The sequence below is a fragment of the Bradyrhizobium sp. DN3 genome (assembly GCF_041357655.1).
In the GTDB taxonomy this organism is placed as follows: domain Bacteria; phylum Pseudomonadota; class Alphaproteobacteria; order Rhizobiales; family Xanthobacteraceae; genus Bradyrhizobium.
Genome location: NZ_JAULLN010000001.1, coordinates 563,367 through 586,340, shown reverse-complemented (window position 1 = coordinate 586,340; position 22,974 = coordinate 563,367). Strand labels below are relative to the sequence as shown.

22 protein-coding genes are annotated in these 22,974 nt (G+C 63.9%); 14 read left to right on the top strand and 8 right to left on the bottom strand.

Annotated features, from left to right (window positions below):
• Positions 1-83: 83 nt before the first annotated feature.
• On the bottom strand, positions 84-311 hold the full coding sequence (locus AAE027_RS02650; protein ID WP_091892459.1) for a hypothetical protein: 228 nt from the start codon (positions 309-311) through the stop codon (positions 84-86).
• A gap of 8 nt (positions 312-319) precedes the next feature.
• Positions 320-676 (bottom strand): thiamine pyrophosphate-binding protein, encoded by a 357-nt coding sequence (locus AAE027_RS02645; protein ID WP_370984925.1) that lies wholly within the window; start codon positions 674-676, stop codon positions 320-322.
• A gap of 158 nt (positions 677-834) precedes the next feature.
• Between AAE027_RS02645 and AAE027_RS02640 the strand changes: the two genes are divergently transcribed.
• From AAE027_RS02640 to AAE027_RS02600, 9 genes are all read left to right on the top strand, one after another.
• The gene (locus tag AAE027_RS02640; protein WP_370984926.1) at positions 835-1,209 is read left to right on the top strand and encodes a PRC-barrel domain-containing protein; all 375 of its coding nucleotides are present in this window, start codon (positions 835-837) and stop codon (positions 1,207-1,209) included.
• A gap of 15 nt (positions 1,210-1,224) precedes the next feature.
• Positions 1,225-1,386, top strand: a complete 162-nt coding sequence (locus AAE027_RS02635) for a hypothetical protein (RefSeq protein WP_165405280.1) — start codon at positions 1,225-1,227, stop codon at positions 1,384-1,386.
• Between the two features lie 192 nt (positions 1,387-1,578).
• A complete protein-coding gene (locus AAE027_RS02630) occupies positions 1,579-2,733 on the top strand; it encodes an HlyD family secretion protein (protein ID WP_370984927.1) in 1,155 nt (384 codons plus the stop codon).
• A complete protein-coding gene (locus AAE027_RS02625; protein ID WP_370984928.1) occupies positions 2,730-4,349 on the top strand; it encodes a DHA2 family efflux MFS transporter permease subunit in 1,620 nt (539 codons plus the stop codon). The genes AAE027_RS02630 and AAE027_RS02625 overlap by 4 nt, the downstream gene beginning before the upstream one ends.
• Before the next feature lie 97 nt (positions 4,350-4,446).
• Positions 4,447-5,448, top strand: coding sequence for an NAD(P)H-dependent flavin oxidoreductase (locus tag AAE027_RS02620; RefSeq protein ID WP_370984929.1), 1,002 nt, complete (start codon positions 4,447-4,449; stop codon positions 5,446-5,448).
• Between the two features lie 108 nt (positions 5,449-5,556).
• A complete protein-coding gene (locus AAE027_RS02615; RefSeq protein WP_370984930.1) occupies positions 5,557-5,976 on the top strand; it encodes a hypothetical protein in 420 nt (139 codons plus the stop codon).
• Positions 5,977-6,436: 460 nt separating this feature from the next.
• Positions 6,437-8,635 carry an SEL1-like repeat protein gene (locus AAE027_RS02610; protein WP_370984931.1) on the top strand — a complete coding sequence of 733 codons (2,199 nt, stop codon included), beginning with the start codon at positions 6,437-6,439 and terminating at the stop codon, positions 8,633-8,635.
• Between the two features lie 286 nt (positions 8,636-8,921).
• On the top strand, positions 8,922-10,496 hold the full coding sequence (locus AAE027_RS02605; RefSeq protein WP_370984932.1) for an alkaline phosphatase D family protein: 1,575 nt from the start codon (positions 8,922-8,924) through the stop codon (positions 10,494-10,496).
• A 264-nt stretch (positions 10,497-10,760) separates the two neighbouring features.
• Complete coding sequence (locus AAE027_RS02600; RefSeq protein WP_370984933.1) at positions 10,761-11,579, top strand: aldo/keto reductase; 819 nt, start codon at positions 10,761-10,763, stop codon at positions 11,577-11,579.
• A gap of 65 nt (positions 11,580-11,644) precedes the next feature.
• On the opposite strand, the gene AAE027_RS02595 is transcribed toward AAE027_RS02600, so the two are convergent.
• On the bottom strand, positions 11,645-11,872 hold the full coding sequence (locus AAE027_RS02595; protein WP_370984934.1) for a hypothetical protein: 228 nt from the start codon (positions 11,870-11,872) through the stop codon (positions 11,645-11,647).
• Positions 11,873-11,957: 85 nt separating this feature from the next.
• Positions 11,958-12,410, bottom strand: a complete 453-nt coding sequence (locus AAE027_RS02590) for a hypothetical protein (RefSeq protein WP_370984935.1) — start codon at positions 12,408-12,410, stop codon at positions 11,958-11,960.
• A gap of 158 nt (positions 12,411-12,568) precedes the next feature.
• Between AAE027_RS02590 and AAE027_RS02585 the strand changes: the two genes are divergently transcribed.
• Positions 12,569-12,841 (top strand): helix-turn-helix domain-containing protein, encoded by a 273-nt coding sequence (locus AAE027_RS02585; RefSeq protein WP_370984936.1) that lies wholly within the window; start codon positions 12,569-12,571, stop codon positions 12,839-12,841.
• A 17-nt stretch (positions 12,842-12,858) separates the two neighbouring features.
• Here the strand turns inward: AAE027_RS02585 and AAE027_RS02580 are convergent, their stop codons facing one another.
• Together AAE027_RS02580 and AAE027_RS02575 are read right to left on the bottom strand one after the other, a co-directional pair.
• Positions 12,859-14,091 (bottom strand): aminotransferase-like domain-containing protein, encoded by a 1,233-nt coding sequence (locus tag AAE027_RS02580; protein WP_370984937.1) that lies wholly within the window; start codon positions 14,089-14,091, stop codon positions 12,859-12,861.
• 52 nt (positions 14,092-14,143) lie between these two features.
• The gene (locus AAE027_RS02575) at positions 14,144-14,671 is read right to left on the bottom strand and encodes a DUF3124 domain-containing protein (RefSeq protein WP_370984938.1); all 528 of its coding nucleotides are present in this window, start codon (positions 14,669-14,671) and stop codon (positions 14,144-14,146) included.
• Between the two features lie 67 nt (positions 14,672-14,738).
• Between AAE027_RS02575 and AAE027_RS02570 the strand changes: the two genes are divergently transcribed.
• From AAE027_RS02570 to AAE027_RS02555, 4 genes are all read left to right on the top strand, one after another.
• Complete coding sequence (locus tag AAE027_RS02570; RefSeq protein ID WP_370984939.1) at positions 14,739-16,469, top strand: cation:proton antiporter domain-containing protein; 1,731 nt, start codon at positions 14,739-14,741, stop codon at positions 16,467-16,469.
• Between the two features lie 175 nt (positions 16,470-16,644).
• On the top strand, positions 16,645-17,721 hold the full coding sequence (ribB, locus tag AAE027_RS02565) for a 3,4-dihydroxy-2-butanone-4-phosphate synthase (RefSeq protein WP_091892435.1): 1,077 nt from the start codon (positions 16,645-16,647) through the stop codon (positions 17,719-17,721).
• 146 nt (positions 17,722-17,867) lie between these two features.
• Positions 17,868-19,082 carry an acyl-CoA dehydrogenase gene (locus AAE027_RS02560; protein WP_091892433.1) on the top strand — a complete coding sequence of 405 codons (1,215 nt, stop codon included), beginning with the start codon at positions 17,868-17,870 and terminating at the stop codon, positions 19,080-19,082.
• A 189-nt stretch (positions 19,083-19,271) separates the two neighbouring features.
• Complete coding sequence (locus AAE027_RS02555; RefSeq protein ID WP_370984940.1) at positions 19,272-20,192, top strand: MBL fold metallo-hydrolase; 921 nt, start codon at positions 19,272-19,274, stop codon at positions 20,190-20,192.
• Between the two features lie 7 nt (positions 20,193-20,199).
• On the opposite strand, the gene AAE027_RS02550 is transcribed toward AAE027_RS02555, so the two are convergent.
• Positions 20,200-21,054, bottom strand: a complete 855-nt coding sequence (locus tag AAE027_RS02550; RefSeq protein WP_091893582.1) for a DUF1499 domain-containing protein — start codon at positions 21,052-21,054, stop codon at positions 20,200-20,202.
• A 263-nt stretch (positions 21,055-21,317) separates the two neighbouring features.
• Complete coding sequence (locus tag AAE027_RS02545) at positions 21,318-22,946, bottom strand: fatty-acid--CoA ligase (protein ID WP_370984941.1); 1,629 nt, start codon at positions 22,944-22,946, stop codon at positions 21,318-21,320.
• Positions 22,947-22,974 lie beyond the last annotated feature (28 nt).

Below are 22,974 nucleotides of genomic sequence, written 5' to 3'. Positions count from 1 at the left end.
CCGATCCCTCCAATTGGTCGCGGCCACTTGCCGCGCCATGTTGCGCCGATCAACACGCCGCAAGGACTGAGGTTCCTAACGGACTAATCCGTGGGATTGCGTCCCGTGCGCGGATTGATGGGATCGGTCGGCTTGCGTCGAAGCCGCTCGGGCAGAAACGACTCGGCCGGCGCGGCGGTGGCGTCGGCGCGCACGTCGGCATGACGCTGCGCCCGCTCATGCGGCGTCCGGTTGTCGTTGAAACGCCACTTCACGTCGACGCCGTCGACGGGGTCGTTGACGCCGTGCTGGATGTCGCGGAAGTCACTCATGGTTCACCTCATTGCTTTCCGAGCAGAATCGATTCGAGCACCTGCCGCGCAGCTCCTTTGATCATCCCGCTCTCGTTCGGATCGCCCTTCATCAGGGCGAGCGAGAAGTTCTTCGCCTGCTGCAAGGTGATGTGCGGCGGCAGCGGCGGCACCTCGGGATCGGTTTTCACTTCCAGCACGACGGGCATATCGCTCGCCAGCGCCGCCATCTCCTCGTGCCGCGCCTGCACGAAATTCATCTTGCCTTCGGCCTGGTTCATCGCGCCGAACACGCCGTTGATGCCGTCTCCGGGATAACCGAAGATGTGGCGCGCGCCCCATTGATGCAGGCGCTGAACGATGAAATCGGAGACAGTTTGAGGCATCGTGGGTGGCTCTCTCGGTTGGGGCCTCGTCAGCCTCAGAGAACCTGTTGTTTACGGCGATGTTCCTTGGCGCTGTTCCTTGGCGCTTGCGGAACACGACCCGGAACGATCGCTGACCCCTCGCGGTTGATTCACGAATGGCTGAGTGGAGAATTACGATGCTGAATCAGGGCGAACTGGACCGGAACGAGATGGGCCGCCTGATCGGAAGCGACAAGGTCGAGGGAACATCGGTCTATGGGGCCGATCGAAACAAGATCGGTTCAATCGAACGCGTGATGATCGACAAGATCACGGGCAAGGTATCTTACGCAGTGCTTGGCTTCGGCGGATTTCTCGGCCTCGGCAATGACCACTATCCATTGCCCTGGCAGTCGCTGAAATACGACACCGAACTTGGTGGCTATGTTACCGCGATTACCGCGAAGGATCTGGAAGGCGCTCCAAAATACGGCGAAAAGACCGAGTGGAACTGGGGCGATGACGCTGCTGTACGCGGTATCAATGCCTATTACGGCGTCCCCTTCGTGTAGCAAAAGGACGATGCGATGAGCAAGGAACGACCCACCGACGATCCCCGGGATCGGAACGACTGGGGCTCGCACAGACAGACGGACAAGCCCTGGAAGGGTAATCCAGAGAAAGAACAGGTCTCGGACAAAGAAGTAAAGCCCGATCTCGAGAAGTGGCACGAGACCAAGACGCACTAGCGGTGCGTACTTTCCCGTAAGACCATCGAAGCGTGGCGCGCCGGCGCCGCGCTTTTTTTGAGCACCGCGTTCACGAATGGCAGCGGCGTTCCAGCAAGACGGAACCATGCTTCTGCGCTGTGGTTGGGCTCCCGGCGCGCGAGCTCGGCTCAATCGGCTCGCGGCCGGTAGTCCCGAGAAAAGGTGTTCAGCGTGGATGCTCAAACCCGGGAGCGTGGGCCGTCCGCGGAGCAGCCGCAGAGGGCGAAGGAAGCTCCGACCACGAATCCTGATCAAGCCCGCGACGTCAAAGACCAGTCGGACAAGCCGGCGCCGCCGTTGCGCGCGCGGCTTCGCGAGCATTGGCTGCTCGCAACTGTCGGCGCCATTGTGCTGATCGCGGCGCTCCTCGGCGGTCTGCTTTATTGGCTTGAGATCCGCCATTACGAATCCACCGACGACGCTTTCGTCGCCGCGCGCAGCTTTTCCGTGGCTTCGAAGGTGGGTGGCTACGTGACTGACGTTCCGGTCACGGATAACCAGCACGTCAATGCAGGAGATCTGCTCGCCAAGATCGACGAGCGCGACTATCGGATCGCGGCCGATCAGGCCAACGCGCAGGTCGCGGTCTCCGAGGCGAACATCGACAATGTCGAGGCGCAGATCGTTTCGCAGGAGGAGCAGATCAAGCAGGCCCAGGCTCAGCTCGAGCAGGCGCAAGCCCAGCTCCAGTTCTCGCAGGAAGAATTTGCGCGGGCGCAGGATCTGGTCGAGAAGGGCGCCGGCACCGTGCAGCGCCAGCAGCAGACCCGTTCCGATCTTCAAGCCCAGCAAGCCAACACGGAGCGCGCGAGGACCGCAGTCACGGCGGCACAACTCGGCATCAAATCGCTCCAAGCGCAGCTCGAAGGCGCCAAGGCGCAGCTGGAGCAATCGCAAACGCAGCTCGATCAGGCCAAGCTGAACCTGCAATATACCAGCGTCGTTGCTGCGCAGTCCGGCCGCGTCGTCAAGCTGAGCGGCGCCAAGGGCACATTCGTCACGGCCGGCCAGAGCCTGATGATGTTCGTGCCCGACGAGGTCTGGATCGTCGCCAACTACAAGGAGACGCAGCTCAACGACATGCGTCCGGGCCAGCCGGTGGAGATCCGCATCGATGCCTATCCCGGCCGCAAGCTGACCGGCCACGTCGATTCGGTGCAGCCGGGCTCGGGCACCGCGTTCAGCCTGCTGCCGGCAGAGAATGCCACCGGCAACTACGTCAAGGTGGTACAGCGCGTGCCGGTGAAGATCGTGGTCGACAACTGGCCGCCCGATCTGCCTGTTGGTCCCGGCATGTCGGTCGTGCCCTGGACCAGGGTGCGATGACGGACCTCACGCAAGGCGGTGCGTCCGCCGGCGGCTGGTCGCCGGAGCGTTCGGCGGCGGGTGGGCACAATCCCTATCTGATCGCCTTCGTGGTCTCGATCGCGACCTTCATGGAGGTGCTCGACACCACCATCGCCAATGTCGCATTGCGCCACATCGCCGGCGGGCTCGCGGTCGGCATCGACGAGAGTACCTACGTCATCACCAGCTATCTCGTTGCCAACGCCGTCGTGCTGTCGATCTCGGGCTGGCTGTCGACCGTGATCGGCCGCAAGCGCTTCTACATGATGTGCGTCGCGACGTTCTCGATCGCGTCGCTCCTGTGCGGCTCCGCCTGGAATTTGCAATCGCTGGTCTTGTTCCGGATCTTGCAGGGCCTCGGTGGCGGCGGCATGGCAACCAGCGAGCAGGCGATCCTCGCCGACTCCTTCCCACCGCATAAGCGCGGCCAGGCCTTTGCCATCTACGGCGTCGCCGTCGTCGTCGCGCCGGTGATCGGCCCGACGCTCGGCGGCTGGATTACCGATACGTATACCTGGCACTGGGTGTTCCTGATCAACGTTCCCATGGGATTGCTGTCGTTGTTCCTGGTCGGCACGCTGGTCAAGGAGCCGTCGGGCGCGGAGGAGGAGAGGGAGAAGCTGCTCCGCAAGGGTCTGCGCGTCGACTATGTCGGTTTCGCCCTCGTCGCGATCGGGCTCGGCTCGCTCGAATTCGTGCTCGACGAAGGCCAGCGCAATGACTGGTTCGGATCGAACATGATCGTCGTCTTCGCGGTGCTCGCGGCCGTCTCGCTGCTTGCGCTGATTCCGTGGGAGCTGACGCGGGAGGAGCCCATCGTCGACCTTCGCCTGCTTGGCCGGCGTCAGTTCGGTGCCTGCTTCCTCGTCATGCTCGGCACCGGCGCGGTGCTGATCTCGACGACGCAGCTCCTGCCGCAACTGCTCCAGACCGAGCTGAACTACACGGCCATGCTGGCCGGTCTCGCACTGTCGCCCGGCGGCGTCGCGACGCTGGTGCTGATGCCGGTGGTGGGCCGCCTCGTCGGCACCGTGCAGCCGAAATATCTCATCATGTTTGGTGCCGCCATCGCCGCGTTCTCGATGTGGCATCTCACCGGGCTGACCGGAGACATCACCTACGGCTACGCTGCGCTGTCGCGCATCTTCCTCGCGTTCGGTCTTCCCTTCCTGTTCCTGCCGGTGACGACCGCCTCCTATGACGGCATCGCGCCGGACAAGACCAATCAAGCCTCGGCGCTGATCAACGTCGCCCGCAATATCGGCGGCTCCATGGGGGTCGCGCTGGCGCAGACCATTCTGGCGCAGCGCCAGCAATTCCACCAGAGCCGCCTGATCGAGCATGCCGCGCCGTCCGATCTCGGTTACCAGCAGACCATCGAGGCGATGACGCGCTACTTCCAGGCGCAGGGCTCCAGTGCAAGCGATGCCGCGTCGCAGGCGGTCGCGTGGGTCGGCAAGACCTTGCAGCAGCAGGTCGACTTTCTCGCCTATATCGACGTGTTCTGGACGCTCGCCATCGTCGCGGTGCTGATGATTCCCACCGCAGCCGTGCTGCGCCGGATCGATTTGAGCGCGCCGGCGCGGGGGCACTGACGGGCCCTCCACCCGTTCGGAGAGAAATGGTGACCGCGGCACGAGACTGCGGCTAGACTGAACCTGACATCAGGCAAAATTCCGGGAGGAGAACCAAGTGAAGACCGCGATCACCGAACTGTTCGGCATCGAGCACCCGATCATCCAGGGCGGCATGCATTTCGTCGGCTTTGCCGAGCTGGCTGCCGCCGTCTCCAGTGCCGGCGGGCTCGGCATCATCACCGGGCTGACACAGAAGACGCCCGAGCTGCTGGCCAGGGAGATCGCGCGCTGCCGCGACATGACCGACAAGCCGTTCGGCGTGAATCTCACCTTCCTGCCGACCTTCTCGGCGCCGCCTTATCCGGAATACATCGCGGCCATCGTCGAAGGTGGCATCAAGGCGGTTGAGACTGCGGGTCGGAGCCCGGAGGCGTACATGCCGGCGCTGAAGGCCGCCGGCATCAAGGTCATCCATAAGTGCACTTCAGTCCGCCACTCCCTGAAAGCGGAGCGGATTGGCTGCGACGCCGTCAGCGTCGACGGGTTTGAATGTGGCGGCCATCCCGGCGAGGACGACATTCCCAACATGATCCTGCTGCCGCGCGCTGCGGAAGAATTGAAGATCCCGTTCGTCGCCTCCGGCGGCATGGCCGACGGGCGCAGCCTCGTCGCGGCGTTGTCGCTGGGCGCAGCCGGCATGAACATGGGCACGCGCTTCATCGCCACCAAGGAAGCGCCGGTGCATCAGAACGTCAAGAATGCGCTGGTCGCCGCCACCGAGCTCGACACCCGCCTGATCATGCGGGCGCTACGCAATACCGAGCGCGTCCTGAAGAACGCCAATGTCGACCGTCTGCTCGAGATCGAACGCGAGAAGGGCGCCAAGCTCGCGATCGACGACATTCACGACCAGGTCGCTGGTGTGTATCCCAGGATCATGCTGGATGGTCAGATGGACGCGGGCGCCTGGAGCTGCGGCATGGTCGCAGGCCTCATCCACGACATTCCCTCCTGCAAGGAACTTGTCGACCGCATCATGAGCGAGGCGGAAACCATCATCCGCAGCCGCCTGATCGGGTTCCTGGATGGGACAGGGACGATGCGAAAGGTCGCCTGACATCGCCAAACTTCTTAACCACGGCGGCAATTGGCCGCTGGAATTGCGCGCGACGCCTCCTAAATACGGGTAAATTGCCCCTTTCATAATCGATTTCAGGAGGCGTCCGTGGTCCTGAAAAGCGTTCCCTTTGCAATTGCCGTGGCCCTCGTGCTCGCAGGGGCGGGCATCGCGCGCGCTGACGACTACAAGCCTGACGAATATCTCAGTCTCGATCTGTCCAAGGCCGTGCTGTCGCCGAAGCGGCTCGGCCCGGAGACGAAATTCGCGCCGGTCGCTTTGGAGGCACGCGGCGGCAACGAGGCGCAGGCGCGTGCCGAGCCGATCGACGTGCCAAAGAAGGTCGCCGCTGAACGCGTGCACGTGGCCGAGCCCAAGGTCGGCCACGCCCGGAGCGCCCAGCCGCGCGGTGCGGCGCGCACCAAACTCTCACGTCGTCACGGCAATCCGCTGGAAGCGCAGGCAAGGGACACGCGCATCGAGACGTGGCCGTGCCGCTCCGGCGGCATCTGCAACTGGAAGCGCTAGAGCAGTCTGGTCTTCGTCGCGATTTTGGCACAAGATCACAAGCGGTTGGCGCGAACTAGCGAAACACACTTGGCCGCCTTTGCTAAATGTGTACGGTCCAGTTTTGACCGGCCACAGCATCGGCTTTGTCCGGGCGACTTACTGACGTCTAGCGCGTTTGCTCCACGTTGCTAGTGCTCCAGGACGATCACGTCGCGCCCGGAGCCAGACATGGGATATGATATTGGTGGTTAATCTGGACAATCCGAATCATTGGGAGTGGCGCGCGAAATACCACAACGTCTAATTGACCTGTTTCGTCCTCCTTGCTCTGGGATAGAGCTTTCCGATTATGCAGCTATCGCTATTTGCGACCATACCACCGAGGTTGAGTTAGATGATTGACGAGCCGACCAGTTTATTGCCGCCGTCGGGTGCGGGGGAAAGTCACGATACTGGAAAGACCCGAACGCGCTTTGCGATGCTGGTTGAAAAGATCCGCGAGGCCGCGGACCGCGCATTCGCGTTCAAGACCAACCCCCTGCGATCAATTCTCGCTGCGGCTGGCTGCCTGCTTGTCCTGTTCGTGGCAGCATGGGTCCTTGACAAGATCTTCGTCTACTTCCTGGCCCGCAGCTATGTCCAGGAGGTTGCTGACGTCTTCGACCTGAACAAGCATCTTGCCAATGCGCTTGTTTATGTGACCTTCGTTGCGCTCGTCTTCTTCGGTGGGCTGACGATTTCGCTGTCGAAGCGACGGCGGCTTGTGGGGCTTCTCGGCGTCTTCGTCCTGATGGTCGGGCAGTCCCTCATCTTGTGGCGGGGAACCTCGAAAGAGATCATTTCACGCGATGGCAGCGCCCTGAAGTGCTACGTCATCACGCGCGACGGCGTCAGATATGGCGAACGGCCCGGCATCGATCCGGGGACCGGACGCCAATGCCGTGCCGTCACGCCCGAAATGGTTGAGCGTCTTCGCGAATACGAGAAGGGCAATCGTCCGACTCAGATCAGCGGCACGCCGACCTTCTTCAACCTCGGAACGGGAGAACCGATCGTCTGGTACTCCAAGACCAAGAACGGCGAGATTGAACTGTTCGATCTGATGGGTTTCCATCCCTCTTCCGGTGAGGAATTGCTTCCGATCGCCAAAGACGTCGTCGAAGCCTGGAGCCTGCAGAAGCAGAAAGAGGCGCGCCAGGCTCCAACGCCGATCGATCCCGAGAAATACGCGTTCTTCGATCCGATCACCGGCAAGGCCCGCGTGTGGTATCGACGCGCCGACAAGACGGGCGATTTCGAGTTCTACGATCGCGAAGGCTTCGACCCGCGAACCGGCGATGCCCTCGCAGTCGTTTCGCGCGACGTGATCGCAGCCTGGCAACAGTACAAGCGCGATAGCGAATCCCAAAAATGTTACGTCATCACCAAGGATGCGGTGCGATACGGCAACAAGCCGGGCATCGACAGCGCCACGGGCAAGGAATGCCGGCTGTTGACGGCCGAACTGCTCCAGCGGCTCAGGGAATACGAGAAGGGCAATCGTCCGAAGCCGATCAAGGCGCCGCCGGACCCGGTGTTCTTTGATCTGCGAACCGGAGAACCCATCGTCTGGTATTACAAGGCCAGATCCGGCGCGATCGAGATCTTCGACCTGATGGGCTTCCATCCCGAGAGCGGCGAGGAGCTTTTGCCGGTCAACAGGGACATCGTGGAAGCTTGGAAAGCGCAGCGGCAGTCCGAAAGCGTCAGGGCTCCGCAGCGGATCGATCCCGAGAAGTACGCCTTCTTCGATCCCCTCACCGGCAACGCGCGCGTCTGGTATTGGCGCAGTCAGAAGGGCGAGTACGAATTCTACGACGCCCCGGGTTTCCAGCCGCACACCGGCGACGCGCTGGTTGTCGTCACCAAGGATACCCTCGAGCAGCTCAAGCGGGATGCCGAAGCGAGGCAAAAGGAGCTCGAACAGCAGCGATTGAAGATCGAGCAACAGCAGCGTGAGCGGACCGAGCGGCTTGAGCGTGAAACACGTGAAGCCGCCCAAAGGCTGGACGAGGAGAGAAAGAAGCGCGAGGCCGAGCTCCAACGCGAGACCCAGGCCGCTAACCTTTGCGACCAGCTGGCCGGAAATCCGACCGACCCGCAACGGTCAGGACCGGGGGCCTCATTCGACGCGCTCAAGGCCCGGGTCAGCGACGCGGTGGCCAATTGTGAGCTGGCTGTCCGGCAGTATCCGGATCAGCTGCGGTTTCAGTATCAACTGGGGCGATCGCTGCAGTTCGGAGATCGCAACAGGGCCTACGAAATCCATCGCAAGCTCGTTAGCCTGCGCTATCCCGCCGCCTACGACAATCTGGGTTGGATTCTCTATCAGGACAAGAAGAACATCCCGGAGGCGGTCAATACCTTTCGCATGGGCGTGCGGCTCGGCGATCCCGATTCGATGGTGAGCCTCGCCGAGATGATCGATCGGAAATACGCCGTCCCCACGGATCAAAGCGAAACGAAAATTTCCCTTTATGCGAGAGCGGGAGCACTCGGGCATCAGGGCGCGCAGCGGGCGCTTCAGGTCGAGCAGGCGAACGAGGCAAAAGCGACACAGGATCTCGCCGTGCAGCAACAGCAGCAACGACTGATGCTGGAGATGCTCGGAACGATCGTGCAGAACGTGCGCCGCTAGCAGCACCTCTGTTCGCGGTCATTTGCGACAGGATAGCCCGCGCGCGGCATTTGCGAGATTTTGCGTGCAACGGCAGCCTGCAGCAAACAGCACCAGTACGCTTTGGCTGTAGCTTATCGCGTGCACTTGGTGCGTCGGCCACGGATCGATTGTGTTCAAATGCCCTAGATCCGTCCGCGCCCGTCATCCCCGCGTCGCAAAACCGTAGGCGCGGAGTCAAGAAACCGTAAGCTGGAAGTCAAGGAGCGCAGGCACCTTCCGTCGCGATTCGACGAAGGTTTCCTGAATGGCAACGCTCCGCGCCGCGCGGGCATGGACCCGGCGGCAATTTTTGGTTCGCTCGACCTCCAGCCTCGCCATCGCCTCGCTTGGGACGCTCGCAAAGCCGCATCTCAGTCGCGCCGCCGATCGTCCGCAGATCACGAGCGGCATCCAGTCCGGCGATGTCTCAGACGGCGCCGCCGTGATCTGGGCGCGCGCCGACCGGCCGGCGCGGATGCAGGTGGAATGCTCGACCGTCGAGAGTTTTAAGACGATCATTGCGTCGGGTTCGCGCGATGCGCCGCCCGATGCCGACTTCACTGCAAAGCTGCTGCTGAACAATCTGCCTCCCGGGCAGGACATCTTCTATCGCGTGCGCTTCGACGACGTCGCGACCGGCATTGCCGGCGAGAGCCGCATCGGCCATTTCCGCACCGCGCCGGCCGCGGGCCGGTCGATCTCGTTCCTGTGGTCCGGCGACACCGCGGGGCAGGGCTGGGGCATCGATGTCTCGCGCGGCGGGTATCGCAGCTATCGCACCATGCTCGACAACCGCCCGGATTTCTTCATCCACTCCGGCGACCACATCTACGCCGACTGCACCATTCCCTCCGAGCAGAAGCTGCCGAACGGCGAAACGTGGCGCAACATCGTCACCGAGGAAAAATCCGAGGTCGCGCACACGCTGGCGCAGTTCCGCGGCAATTACAAATACAACCACCTCGACGAGCACTTCCGCGCCTTCCATGCGGAGGTGCCGATGTTCGCGCAATGGGACGATCACGAGGTCACCAACGACTGGTCGCCGACCGGCAGCCACGACGCCGCCGGTTATGAGGACGACGGCACGCCGCTCCTGGTCGCGCGCGCCCGCCGCGCCTTCTTCGACTTCATGCCGATCCGCGACATCGGCGCGCGGCAGGGCCGGGTCTATCGCAAGATCGCTTACGGCCCTCTGCTCGACGTCTTCATGATCGACATGCGCAGCTATCGCGACGAGACCTGGAACAAGGGAAACGACCATCGCGGCTGGATTCTCGGCGCCGAGCAGCTCGCCTGGCTCAAGCGCGAGCTCGCCGCCTCGCGCGCAACCTGGAAGGTGATCGCGGCCGATTTGCCGATCGGGCTGATCAGCCTCGACGCCGTTGCGCTCGGCAATGGGCCGCCCGACCGGCGCGAGCACGAGATTGCCGATCTGCTGGCGTTCATCAAACGCGCCGGAATCTGCAACATCGTCTGGCTCACCGCCGACATGCACTACACCGCCGCGCACTACTACGATCCGAACAAGGCGCAATTCCAGGATTTCGATCCGTTCTGGGAGTTCGTCTCCGGCCCGTTGCATGCCGGCACCTGGGGGCCGGGCGAGCTCGATGACACGTTTGGTCCGGTCGCGATGTACCAGCACGGCTGTAGTGCGGCGCAGGGCGAGAATCTGGCGCCGTGCTTCGGCTTGCAGTTCTTCGGCCGGGTCGACATCGATGGCCGCAGCGGCGTGATGACCGTGACCCTGAAGGACGTCGACAACCGTGACCTTTGGTCGGTCGATATCGTGCCGCGGCCGCCGGCCCGACCGGCCGTGGTGGCGCAGCATTCGTGAGGGACGGACGCACTGAGCCCTGGTCGTCATGCCCGGGCTTGTCCCGGGCATCCACGTTCTTTGTGCCGCGGGGCAAGGCGTGGATGGCCGGGTCAAGCCCGGCCATGACGATGGGGAAGCATCGTGCGCCCCAAAGCTAACCCGATCTTGATTGGCCGCCCGGCGCCGCCCGCGCTATGGTCGCCACTCCCACCACTTCCTTTCCATCACCCAAGAGTCTGTCACCGCGCGTCCGGCGGGATGAATGACGTCAGGAGCCGGTTCATGGAGCATCTGCAGACACAGGGCATCAGCATGCCCAAGCTCGGCCTCGGCACCTTCCGCATGCAGGGCGACGTCTGCCGCGCCGCGGTCGAGAGTGCGCTGTCGATCGGCTATCGCCACATCGACACCGCCGAGATGTACGCCAACGAGGAGTCGATCGGTTCGGCCATCGCCGTTTCCCGCGTGCCGCGCGGCGAGCTGCACGTCACCACAAAAGTCTGGCACGAGAATCTGGCACCGGACGCGATCCGTCGCGCTTTCGACGCCAGCCTGAACAAGCTCAGGCTCGACCATGTCGACCTCTATCTCGTGCACTGGCCGTCGAGAGCCGCCAAATGGGGCGCGGTGTTCGAGACCGTGATGAAGCTCAAGGAGGAGGGGCGCACACGGGCGATCGGCGTTGCGAACTTTACCACAGCGCTGCTCAAGATCGCCGTCGAGGACATCAAGGCGCCGATCGCCTGCAACCAGATCGAATATCATGCCATGCTCGATCAATCGAAGGTGCTGGCCTATCTCAACGCCAAGTCGATCCCGCTTGTCGCCTATTGCCCGCTGGCGCAGGGGCGCATCGCCGCAGATCCGGTGCTAAGCGAGATCGGGGTTAAGCACAATGCGACCGCCGCGCAGGTCGCACTGAAATGGCTGCTCGATCAAAACGGCGTCGCGGCGATTCCGAAGGCCTCGCGGCGCGAGAGCCAAAAGGCCAATCTCGATGCCCTGAAGATCACGCTCGACGACGCCGACCGCAATAAGATCGCCGCACTGCCAAAGGACATGCGCTGCGTCAATCCCGGCTTCGCGCCGGCGTGGGATTAGCCGCGAGTGCTTTCGTACGCAAAGAGATGGCCCCGTGAGGGGCCATCTCCATGCTGCGTTGCGCGTTAGTCCCAGTGGTGGCGGTGGCTGCGCTTGATCACGACGACCTTGTCACCGCGATGGTGCCAGCCGCGATGCCAGCCGTAGTCATGGTGCATGCGATATTCGGCGCGGGCGCCGTACGGGCCGTGATGATGACCGCGCTTGATCACCACCGTCTCGGCGCTCGCCAGCGTCGGCGCCGCGATCACCAGCGCGCCGAGAGCTGCAACCACATAACCAAGCGTCTTCATGATGTCCTCCTCCAATCGAATGCACATCTAAACCGCGCGTGTCGCGAACGTTCCGGAGGAACTGCGGGAGAATTCTGAACGGCTGTTAATCGCAGCGTTGCTGCGCCGGTGTCGGCGCGCCGGTCGCGACGTATTTGCCGTCCCTGATCGTGTACTCGCCGCGCTCGCTGCGATTGTAGATCGCGCGCAGGCTGCCATCCTTCTGCAAGAGGAGTCCAAATTCGCGCGTCTGATGCAGCGAGGGGAAGAACACCATCACATTGAGCAGGCCCTCGGCATTGACCGTGGCGGAAACCACCTCGTTCTCGTCCCTGGCGTCGCCGAAGTTGCGCCCGTACATCACCCGGCCGTCCTTCCTGATCTCATAGGTCAAGAGCGCGCGCTTGTCGCGGTCGGGCCGAACCGCGCAGTCGACCGCCCAAGAGCCGAGCAGGCCCCATTGTTCGACCGTCGCCGCAAGCGTCTCGGCACGCGCCGCGGACGCGAGTGCGACCCACAGCAGCGCAGCCGCTATCCAGCGGCTCAAACAACCCGTCATGTCCTGGCAAGCCCCGCCTCGAAGAATTCCAAAGTGTAGCATCCCGCGCACGGCCGTCCACGCCAGCTGCCGATCGCGCGCGAATTTGATCCGCGTCAATGAGGCCGGCCGTTTCCGGGTTAGGATGTGCTTCCCGAAGGCGATGCGTGGATGGACCAATGCTGAATCAAGTCGTGGATTTTGCGGGCGAAGTGCTCCCGGGGAGCTGCGCCGTGCCGCCTTATTCCGAGACCGCGTTTCTGGCCGAGCTGGGCGAGCGCTTAAGGTCCTCGCGCACGCGCTGTGACCTGTCGCGCCGCGAGCTGGCCCGCCGCTCCGGGATTTCCGAGCGCTACATCGCCCAGATCGAGGCCGGCAAGGGCAACGTCTCGATCGTCCTGTTGCTGCGGCTCGCCTCCGCGATCCACAGCAGCCAGCCCCAAGTGGCTTAATATAAGGCGGCTTAATATCAGGCCCTCTTCTCCACATTGGCGCTACGGGCCGGCACGCCAAATTCCTTGCGGCAGACCTCGGCCAGCACGGCGACGCCCTCACGGATCTGCTGATGCGTCGGGCTCGCAAAGCACAGCCTCAGCCGCGAGCTGGAATGGTTCTTGTTGGTCGACCATTCCGGCCCCGGATTGATCGAGACGCCGGCGGCCAGCGCGGCCTGATAGAGCTTGAGCGTATCGACCTGGTCGGGCAGCTTGACCCAGAGGAAGATGCCGCCCTTGGGCTCCTCGAACTCCGCCGCCGTCCCGAACTGCTCGTTGAGGGCTTCCATCAGCGTATCGAGCTTGGTGCGCAGCGCCTTCGTCAGGGCCGGCACATGGGTGGAAAAATGCGGCTTGCAATAGGTGGCGAGCACCATCTGCTCCAGCGCGCCGGAGCCGGCATCCGTCTTCAGGGCCAGCATCCGCGACATCACATCCCAGGGCGCCACGACGAAGCCGACGCGCAGCGCCGGCGCGATCGACTTCGAGAATGAGCCGATATGGATCACGCCACCGTTTCGGCTCATCGCATGGATCGCAGGCGGCCGCTGTCCCGACCAGATGAGGTCGGCATAGCAATCGTCCTCGAAGATCGGCACGCCGTATTCCGCCGATAGCCGCAGCAGCTCGACGCGCCGGCTCTCCGGCATGATGCTGCCGGTCGGGTTCTGCACTGTCGGGATGGTGTAGATGTATTTCGGCCGGATGCCGCGGGTCTTCAGGTCAGCTAGCGTGGAGGCCAGCACGTCCATGCGCATGCCGTCCTTGTCGAGGGGGACGCCCACCACATTCACGCCGAGCCGCGCCAGGCGCGTCAGCGCGCCCTGATAGCTCTCCTGCTCGAAGATCACGGTGTCACCGCGCGTCAGCAGCGTGGCGTTGACGAGGTCGAGCGCCTGGAGCGAGCCCGAGACGATCAGGAGATCGTCGACCGTGCAGGTGATGCCGGCATCGCGCCTGAGCTTTGTCACCAGGAATTCGCGCAAGGGCAGGTAACCCTGGGGACCGTGCGCCAGCCCGTAAGTGGCAAGCGAGCGGCCCTCGCGTTGCAGCGCCAGGTTCGTCGCCTCGATCAGGCCCTCGAGCGGCACCTGCTCGGAGTCGTTGTTGCCGCCGACGAAGCTGTATTTGGCAAGGCCCGTCCAGCGCGCAGAGGGGGCCGGCAGCCCTGCGGGAAACAGGGGCGCGAAATCGAAGCTGGACGTCATGGGCGTTCCTCGTCTTGTTCTTGTTGGGCGGCCGGCGTTGCACCGGCCTGTCTTACTTCTTGCTGGCCGTCCGGGTCGGACGTCCCTGGCTGATGAAAGCGTAATGCGCATTGGCGACGCCGCCAACCATCAAGGCTTCGACCACGGGCTCGGCGATCTCGCTTGTTGCGGCCCAGTCCACGAGAAAATTGGCTCCGGTCCCGCCGCGGACGTCGTCGGTCGGAATGAAGATCGACACGGTGGCGAGCGGCCTCAAGGCGACCGGCGCCTTCAGATAGCTCTCGACCTGCTTGCCTGCGGTGTCGAAATAGGCGATGCGTTTGACCACCAGCGGCCGGGTCTCGGAGGCGTTGTGCACGCTCAGCGTCACCGAGAAGTCGACACGCAGCTTGCCCTGGCTCATCGCGACGCTGGAATAGGCGGGCACGTAGAACCCGCCGGAGACGGCAAGTTCTTCCTTCGGCATCGCGGTTAGCGAATCGGCAAAGTTTTGTTCGATACTGACTTTGGATTGCGCGGCGGCGGGCACGGCGTAGGCGAGGGGGCATAGCAGCATTGCCGCGAAGAGCCCTTTCCACATGTGACGAATTGCTCGCTTGCCGCACCGCAACCCGTCTCTAGGGTGCGGCAAAACGGACCAGTTTGGCATGCACGAGCTCATTCGCGACATCACTCTCTGTATTCTGTTTGCCTGGATGCTGGGCCTGCTCGCCCATTTCTCCCGGCAACCCCTGATCCTGGCCTACCTTATCGCCGGCTTCTGCATAGGTCCATTCGGCGCCGGCTGGGTCAAATCGCAGGAATCGATCAGCGTCATCTCCGAGCTCGGCCTCATTTTCATGCTGTTCATGATCGGGCTGGAGATCGACCTGAAGAAGATCGTGCGGGCAGGAAAGGTGATCCTGTTCGCGGCGGGCGGCCAGCTGCTCGGGGGCTGCCTGCTCGGGGTTCTGTTCTTTGTCGGCATCGGCCTGTCGCTCGGCGGCGGGCATTTCGATGCAGTCTATCTCTGCGTCGCCTGCGCGTTGTCGAGCACCGTCATCATCGTCAAGGTGCTCTACGAGAAGCGCGAGCTCGACACGCTGCCGGGCCGCATCACCCTCGGCGTGCTGGTGCTCCAGGATATCTTCGCCATCCTGTTCCTGGCGGTGCAGCCGAGCCTTGCCAATCTGCAAGTCAGCGTCATCCTGCTCTCGATCGGCCGCGTCGCGGTGCTGGTCGCCGCCGCGCTTCTGGTCAGCCGCTACGTGCTGCCACGCCTGTTCCACCAGATCGCACGGCGGCCCGAGCTGATCCTGCTCGGCGCGCTCGCTTGGTGCTTTCTCGTCGCCGAAACTGCGGAGCGGCTGTCGCTGTCGCGCGAGATGGGCGCGCTGATCGCCGGCGTCTCGCTCTCGACCTTTCCTTACGCGCTCGACGTCACAGCCAAGGTCACCACGCTCCGCGACTTCTTCATCACGCTGTTCTTCGTCGCGCTCGGCATGACCATTCCCGTGCCCGGCCTCTCCGTGATCGGGCTCGCCTTGATGATCGCGGCGTTTACGGTGGTGAGCCGCCTCATCACCACCTTCATCCCGCTCTACCTGCTGAAGCAGGGGCTCCGCGCGAGCCTGTTGCCGGCCCTCAACCTCGCCCAGATCTCCGAGTTCTCGCTGGTGGTGATCCAGACCGGCATCGCCGACCACCATATCGCGCCGGAGACGGCGAACGCGGCCTCCTTCGCCTTCGTGGTGCTGGCCGTGCTCTCGACCTTCGTGATGACGCGCAGTGACGAGATCACCCGCTGGATGATCGGCCCCCTGAAGCGGATCGGGCTGCGCGACCTCGATCACGGCAGCGGGCATGCCGAGGAGGCCCATGGGGGCGGCCATGGCGAGGCCCGCCGCATCGTCATCCTCGGCTTTTTCCGTGCGGCGAGCGCGCTTTTGGCCGAGATCGAACGGCAGACCCCGGTGCTGCTGGAGCAGATCACGGTGGTCGATTTCAACCCCAATGTGTACCAGACCCTGCTCTCGCGCGGCCTGCACGTGATCTATGGCGACATCAGCAATGTTGACACGCTGCTCCATGCCGGCGTCGGCAAGTCCGAGATGATCATTCTCAGCGTGCCGGATTCGCTGCTGAAGGGCGCCACCAACGAGAAGCTGGTCCGCCACGTCCGCGCGCTCAACCCCACCGCCCTGATCGTGGCGACGGCCGACCTCCTGGCCGATGTCGGCGAACTCTACGACGCCGGCGCCAGCTATGTCACCGTGACCCGGCTCAGCGACGCCCACGAGCTGTTCACGGTGATCGAAGCCGCCCAGGCCGGCCTTCTGGCCGACAAGCGCGCCGAGCTCGATCAACGGCTCGGCGAGCGGCGCGAAGTGCTGCCCTGACCGCGCCCAGCCGCTTCCTTTCCGGCGGTCGGTGCCTATATCCCTGGTATCTTCGGTGCAAGCCTGAACCACCCTGGCAGGCCTGCCGTCCGGCATATGTGGTTGCGCTGGGAAGACTAGCGCCCCGGCTCAAGTCCGGCTAAGCCTCCCGGCCATAACCGATAGAGATTGGGAAATGCCCGATAGCATTCAGGAAGTCTTGCAGGCCTTTGCCCGGGGCGAGCTCGTCGTCGTCACCGATGATGAGGACCGCGAGGGCGAGGGCGATCTGATCGTCGCCGCCTCGCTCTGCACCGCCGAGAAGATGGCGTTCATCATCCGCCACACCTCCGGCATCGTCTGCGCGCCCGTGACCACGGAGGACGCGCGCCGCCTGCGGCTCGATCCGATGGTCGCCCACAACGATTCCGCGCACACCACCGCGTTCACGGTCTCGATCGACTACAAGCCCGACGGCGGCACCGGCATCTCGGCCGAGGAGCGCGCCTCGTGCTGCCGGGCGCTGTCCAATCCCAATGTCGGCGCCAACGACTTCGCCCGCCCGGGCCACATCTTTCCGCTGATCGCCAAGGATGGCGGCGTGCTGCTGCGCTCCGGCCATACCGAGGCCGCGGTCGACCTCTGCAAGCTCTCCGGCCTGCCGCCGGTCGGCGTCATCAGCGAGCTCATGAACGACGACGGCAGCGTGATGAAGGGCGAGCAAGTCGCCCGCTTCGCCGCCGAGCACAAGCTCAAGCACGTCACCATCGCGGACATGATCGCTTACCGCCAGGGGCGCGAGAAGCTGATCGAGCGGGTCTCGACCTTCGTCACCGAGAGCCCGATCGGGCCCTTGCAGGGCTATGCCTACCGCTCGCCGTTCGATTCCATCGCCCACGTCGCCTTCGTCTACAATGGCGTCGGTGACGGCAAGAACGTGCTGACGCGCTTTCACAAGCCGAACATCGTCAAGGACGCTTTCACCGGCCACAAGCGCATGGCGGCGGTGCTCGAGCATTTCAAGAAATCCGGCCGAGGCGTGCTGGTTTATTTGCGTGATGGCGCAGCCGGTGTGCCCGTGGAGCCGCTGCCGGACGAGACGTCCACGGAAGCCGACCGCAACCGCCAGTGGCGTGAGGTCGGCGTTGGCGCGCAGATCCTGCGCGATCTCGGCGTGACCTCGATCCGGCACCTCACCTCCTCGGTGCACGACTACAAGGGCCTGTCGGGCTTCGGCATCGAGATCGTCGCCAACGAGCAGCTCGAAAGCTGACACGCAGCGTAGAGGCGAGGAGATTGCGGGTTCGACGTTTCGCCTCGCCCCGGAATGACCGAAACCAGGATGCAATTGCACTTGTTGCCGCGGCGCTTTAATTTGTCGGGCAATTTATGACGGAACCAGACGCGAAAGGACGTTTCATGAGCGTGCGCCCTCAGGCCAAGGACAAGCCGGCTGCGGCTTCTTTCCAGTGGGACGATCCGTTCCTGCTCGACGAGCAGCTCACCGAAGACGAGCGCATGGTGCGCGACACCGCTCGCGCCTACGCCCAGGACAAGCTGCTGCCACGTGTCTCCCAGGCCTATCTCGAAGAGAAAACGGATCGCGAGATCTTCAACGAAATGGGTGAGCTCGGCCTGATCGGCATCACGCTGCCGGAGGAATATGGCTGCGCCAATGCGAGCTACGTCGCCTATGGCCTCGTCGCGCGCGAGATCGAGCGGGTCGATTCCGGCTATCGCTCGATGAACTCGGTGCAGTCCTCGCTGGTGATGTATCCGATCTACGCCTATGGCGACGAGAACCAGCGCAAGAAGTACCTGCCGAAGCTCGCCAGCGGCGAGTGGGTCGGCTGCTTCGGCCTGACCGAGCCCGATGCCGGCTCCGACCCGGCCGGCATGAAGACGCGCGCCGAGAAGGTCTCGGACGGCTATCGCCTCACCGGCAGCAAGATGTGGATCTCGAACGCGCCGATCGCGGATGTGTTCGTGGTCTGGGCCAAGTCGGCGGCGCACGACAACCAGATCCGCGGCTTCGTGCTGGAGAAGGGCATGAAGGGCCTCTCCGCACCGAAGATCGGCGGCAAGCTGTCGCTTCGCGCCTCCATTACCGGCGAGGTCGTGATGGACGGCGTCGTGGTTCCCGAAGACGCGCTGCTGCCCAACGTCTCCGGCCTGAAGGGCCCGTTCGGCTGTCTCAACCGCGCCCGCTACGGCATCTCCTGGGGTGCGTTAGGGGCCGCCGAGGACTGCATGCACCGCGCCCGCCAGTACACGCTCGACCGCAAGCAGTTCGGCAAGCCGCTCGCCGCCACCCAGCTGGTGCAGAAGAAGCTCGCCGACATGGAGACCGAGATCGCGCTGGGCCTACAGGGCTCGCTTCGTGTCGGCCGCCTGATGGACGAGGGCAAGTTCGCGCCAGAGATGATCTCGATCATGAAGCGCAACAATTGCGGCAAGGCGCTCGACATCGCCCGCACCGCCCGCGACATGCACGGCGGCAATGGCATCTCGATCGAGTACCACGTGATGCGCCACGTCCATAACCTCGAGACGGTCAACACCTACGAGGGCACCCACGACGTCCACGCCCTGATCCTGGGCCGCGCGATCACGGGCATTCAGGCGTTTTTCTAGTCGCCGCTTTCTTCGGCTGTGGCTAGTTTGCTCCGTTGTCATCGCCCGCCTTGTGCGCAATGCGCACTGGGGCGGGCGACCCAGCATCCCAGAGACCTCGCCTTCGCCACAGGCGCCACGGCGTACTGGATACCCCGCCTTCGCGGGGTATGACGGCGGGGGTTGGGGCAGCAGTGCACAGGAAGTCCCATGTCCGACAATGACGACGTCCCGTTCAACCGCAACTTTCCGCTGAAGCCCGGAATCGTCGAGGAGGTTCGCCCCGGCGTGCGGCGCGTGCTCTGTAACAATCCGAGCCCGTTCACATTCACCGGCACGGTCAGCTACATCGTCGGCACCGGCAATGTCGCAATCATCGACCCCGGCCCGGACGATGCGGCGCATGCGGCAGCGCTGCTCGATGCCGTGCGCGGTGAGACGGTGAGCCATATCTTCGTCACCCACACCCACCGCGACCATTCGCCGAACACCGCGCGGATCAAGCAGGCGACCGGCGCGCCCGTTTATGCCGAAGGCCCGCACCGGGCCTCGCGCCCGCGTTTCGAAAGCGAGAAGCACAATCCGGAATCCGGCGCCGATCGCGATTTCGCGCCCGATGTCAGGATCGCCGATGGCGACGTCGTCGAAGGCGCCGGCTGGCGGCTCGAGGCGGTGGCAACGCCCGGCCACACCGCAAACCATCTCGCCTTTGCCTGGCCCGAGCGGAAATTCAACTTCGTCGGTGATCACGTCATGGGCTGGTCGACATCGATCGTGGCACCGCCCGACGGCTCGATGATCGACTATATGGACTCGCTGGACCGCCTCGCGTCCCGCGAGGAGGACCTCTACTTCTCCGGCCATGGCCCGGAGATTCCGGACGGTCCGCGCTTCGTGCGTTTCCTGATCCGTCATCGCAAGGCGCGCGAGGCCTCGATCCTGCACCGCCTCGCCAAGGGCGAGGCCGACATCCCGACCATGGTGCGCGCGATCTATATCGGGATCGATCCCAGGCTGGCGACCGCCGCTGGCTACTCCGTGCTGGCGCACCTGGAAGACCTGGTCGCGCGAGGCCTGGTCGCAACGGATGGCGATCCCGTGATCGGCGGGACATATCGGATGGCGAGCTAGCCGCCCGTCATTTCTTCACTGTCTTCGCCGGCGCCTTTGGCGGCGCGACCGGCGTCTTCTTCACCGGCTTGAGCGCATCGGCATCGGCGGCGGTGTTGAGATCATCAATGAATTTCTTGACGCGGGCAGCGTTGCTGCCGAGGTCGCTCTCGAAATAGCGCGAGGCGGAGCGGATATCGACGCGGGAATCATCGCCATCAGGCACGACCCGGATCGAGATGTCCTCGCGGAACCCCATGATCGGCGTGCGCGCGACCGCCTCGATGCGACCGATACGGCGCGGCGGCTGCGGCGCACGCTCGTCGATGACGAGCCATTTGCGCTTGTTGACGAGCTGGCGCGTGATCGCATAGGCGCGGTCAGCCGGGATCTCCAGCTCGATCGGCTCGATGTCGGGATAAAACTGGCGCTGCTGCTCGGCCGAATAGAGACCGGCATAGACCGCGGTGTTGGTGCCATCGCCGGTGCGTATGGGCGCCAGCGCGTCGAAGCGCGGCGGGTCGATCGGATTGGTGGTGATGTCGTGGATCGCCGGCAGCTTACGATATTGCAGGCCGAGATAGGCGGGATAGGCGAGGATCAGCGCATCGATCAGGAAAGCGAGCAGGATGCGCGCCATGCCGCGTGAGCCGTTCTGCCAGATCGCGGCAAAGCCGGCGAGCCCGAACAGGATCGAGAGGCCGGCGATCGCGAGCCCGCCGAAGAAGGCCATCAGCGCCGGCTTCATCTCCAGGAAGTCGAAGCGGACGATGATGATCGAGACCACCACCGCCACCACCGCGAACACGGCCAGATTACGCGCCCAGCTCGCGAGGCTGGACACGGGCTCCGACTGATAGGGAGCGGAAAACCTGCGGGCCATCGGGTGAGCTCTGCCGGGTGTTGCGGGCGGCGCCGGCCGATATGGCGCGACGATGCGCCGTTGAGACCACGGCGCGGGGGCAAATTCAAGGGTCGTTCACCCTCCCCTGGAGGGGGAGGGTCGATCGCGCGAAGCGCGAGCGGGGTGGGGTGACGGTCTCTCACTGAGGCGGTGCCCGTGTGGAGAGATCACCCCACCCGTCTCACATTGCGCTTCGCTCCATGTGAGCCGACCCTCCCCCTCCAGGGGAGGGTGGCACCGTCTTACGCCGCCGCGTTCGGGAAACGGTAATCCTTGAACTGGTCGCGCAACTCCGTCTTCAGGATCTTGCCCGTCGCGGTGTGCGGAATGCCCTCGACGAAGACGACGTCGTCGGGCATCCACCACTTGGCGATCTTGCCATCCATGAACTTCAGGATGTCCTCGCGCGTGGCCTGCTGGCCCTGCTTGAGGTGCACGATCAGGAGCGGCCGCTCATCCCATTTCGGGTGGAACACGCCGATCACGGCGGCTTCGGCCACGGCCGGATGGCCGATCGCGAGGTTTTCGAGATCGATCGAGGAGATCCACTCGCCGCCGGACTTGATCACGTCCTTGGAGCGGTCGGTGATCCGCATGTAGCCGTCCTCGTCGATGGTCGAGACGTCGCCGGTGTCGAAGAAACCTTCCTCGTCGAGGATGTTGGCGTCGAGCCGGTAATAGGCCTTGGCGACGGCTGGGCCGGCGACCTTGAGGCGGCCGAAGGTCTTGCCGTCCCAGGGCAGCTCCTTGCCGGCATCGTCGGTGATCTTCATCTGCACCGCGAACGGCGCATAGCCCTGCATCTGGAGCACGTCGAGCCGCGCCTCTCCGGTCGCGTTTTGGAACGGCGGCTTCAGCGCCGCGACGGTGCCGATCGGGCTCATCTCGGTCATCCCCCAGGCGTGGCGGACGTTCGAGCCCATGTCGAGGAAGGCCTTGATCATCGAGCGCGGCATCGCCGAGCCGCCGCAGATCACCATCTTCAGGTCGGGCAGCTTCAGATTGTTGGCGGCCATGTGCTGGAGCAGCATCAGCCACACCGTCGGCACGCCGGCAGTGTGCGTCACCTTCTCGGTCGAGAGCAGCTCGTAGACCGAGGCGCCGTCGAGCTTGGCGCCGGGCATCACCAGCTTGGTGCCCTGCGAGGGCGCGGAGAAGGCGATGCCCCAGCTGTTGGCGTGGAACAGCGGCACCACCGGCAGCATGGTCTCGGAGGCGCTGGTGCCGAGCGCGTCGACATTGTTGGCCATCAGCGCGTGCAGCACGTTGGAGCGATGCGAATACAGCACACCCTTCGGGTCGCCCGTCGTGCCCGACGTGTAGCACATCGCGGCTGCCGTGTTCTCGTCAAAGTCCTTCCATTTGAATTTACCGTCGGCCTGCGCAATCCAGTCCTCGTAGGCGACCACATTCTTCAGTGTGGTTTCCGGTAAATGCGCCTTGTCGGTGAGCACGACATAGCGTTCCACGCTCGGAAGTTTGTCGGCGATCTTCTCCAGGATCGGAACGAAGGTGATGTCGGTCATCACGATGCGGTCCTGCGCATGGTTGATGATCCAGGCGATCTGCTCGGGGAAAAGGCGGGGATTGACGGTATGGCAGATGGCGCCGATCCCCATGATGCCGTACCACACCTCGAGATGGCGCCAGGTGTTCCAGGCGATCGTTGCGACACGGTCGCCGAGCTTGATGCCGTCGCGCTCCAGCATCTGCGAGACCTTGAGCGCGCGCTGGTGGATCTCGGCGTAGTTGGTGCGATGGATCGGCCCCTCGACAGAGCGCGTGACCACCTCCTGCTTGCCATGAATCCTGGCGGCGTGTTCGATGATCCGGTGGCAGAGCAGGGGCCAATCTTGCATCAAACCGAGCATTCTGACGTTCCTCCGAGAAGTCGCTGGG

Coding starts and splice junctions, on each gene's coding strand:
- AAE027_RS02650 (WP_091892459.1), bottom strand. CDS start 311: ATGAGTGACTTCCGCGACATCCAGCACGGCGTCAACGACCCCGTCGAC.
- AAE027_RS02645 (WP_370984925.1), bottom strand. CDS start 676: ATGCCTCAAACTGTCTCCGATTTCATCGTTCAGCGCCTGCATCAATGG.
- AAE027_RS02640 (WP_370984926.1), top strand. CDS start 835: ATGCTGAATCAGGGCGAACTGGACCGGAACGAGATGGGCCGCCTGATC.
- AAE027_RS02635 (WP_165405280.1), top strand. CDS start 1,225: ATGAGCAAGGAACGACCCACCGACGATCCCCGGGATCGGAACGACTGG.
- AAE027_RS02625 (WP_370984928.1), top strand. CDS start 2,730: ATGACGGACCTCACGCAAGGCGGTGCGTCCGCCGGCGGCTGGTCGCCG.
- AAE027_RS02610 (WP_370984931.1), top strand. CDS start 6,437: ATGCTGGTTGAAAAGATCCGCGAGGCCGCGGACCGCGCATTCGCGTTC.
- AAE027_RS02605 (WP_370984932.1), top strand. CDS start 8,922: ATGGCAACGCTCCGCGCCGCGCGGGCATGGACCCGGCGGCAATTTTTG.
- AAE027_RS02600 (WP_370984933.1), top strand. CDS start 10,761: ATGGAGCATCTGCAGACACAGGGCATCAGCATGCCCAAGCTCGGCCTC.
- AAE027_RS02595 (WP_370984934.1), bottom strand. CDS start 11,872: ATGAAGACGCTTGGTTATGTGGTTGCAGCTCTCGGCGCGCTGGTGATC.
- AAE027_RS02590 (WP_370984935.1), bottom strand. CDS start 12,410: ATGACGGGTTGTTTGAGCCGCTGGATAGCGGCTGCGCTGCTGTGGGTC.
- AAE027_RS02585 (WP_370984936.1), top strand. CDS start 12,569: ATGCTGAATCAAGTCGTGGATTTTGCGGGCGAAGTGCTCCCGGGGAGC.
- AAE027_RS02580 (WP_370984937.1), bottom strand. CDS start 14,091: ATGACGTCCAGCTTCGATTTCGCGCCCCTGTTTCCCGCAGGGCTGCCG.
- AAE027_RS02575 (WP_370984938.1), bottom strand. CDS start 14,671: ATGTGGAAAGGGCTCTTCGCGGCAATGCTGCTATGCCCCCTCGCCTAC.
- AAE027_RS02570 (WP_370984939.1), top strand. CDS start 14,739: ATGCACGAGCTCATTCGCGACATCACTCTCTGTATTCTGTTTGCCTGG.
- ribB (WP_091892435.1), top strand. CDS start 16,645: ATGCCCGATAGCATTCAGGAAGTCTTGCAGGCCTTTGCCCGGGGCGAG.
- AAE027_RS02560 (WP_091892433.1), top strand. CDS start 17,868: ATGAGCGTGCGCCCTCAGGCCAAGGACAAGCCGGCTGCGGCTTCTTTC.
- AAE027_RS02555 (WP_370984940.1), top strand. CDS start 19,272: ATGTCCGACAATGACGACGTCCCGTTCAACCGCAACTTTCCGCTGAAG.
- AAE027_RS02550 (WP_091893582.1), bottom strand. CDS start 21,054: ATGGCCCGCAGGTTTTCCGCTCCCTATCAGTCGGAGCCCGTGTCCAGC.
- AAE027_RS02545 (WP_370984941.1), bottom strand. CDS start 22,946: ATGCTCGGTTTGATGCAAGATTGGCCCCTGCTCTGCCACCGGATCATC.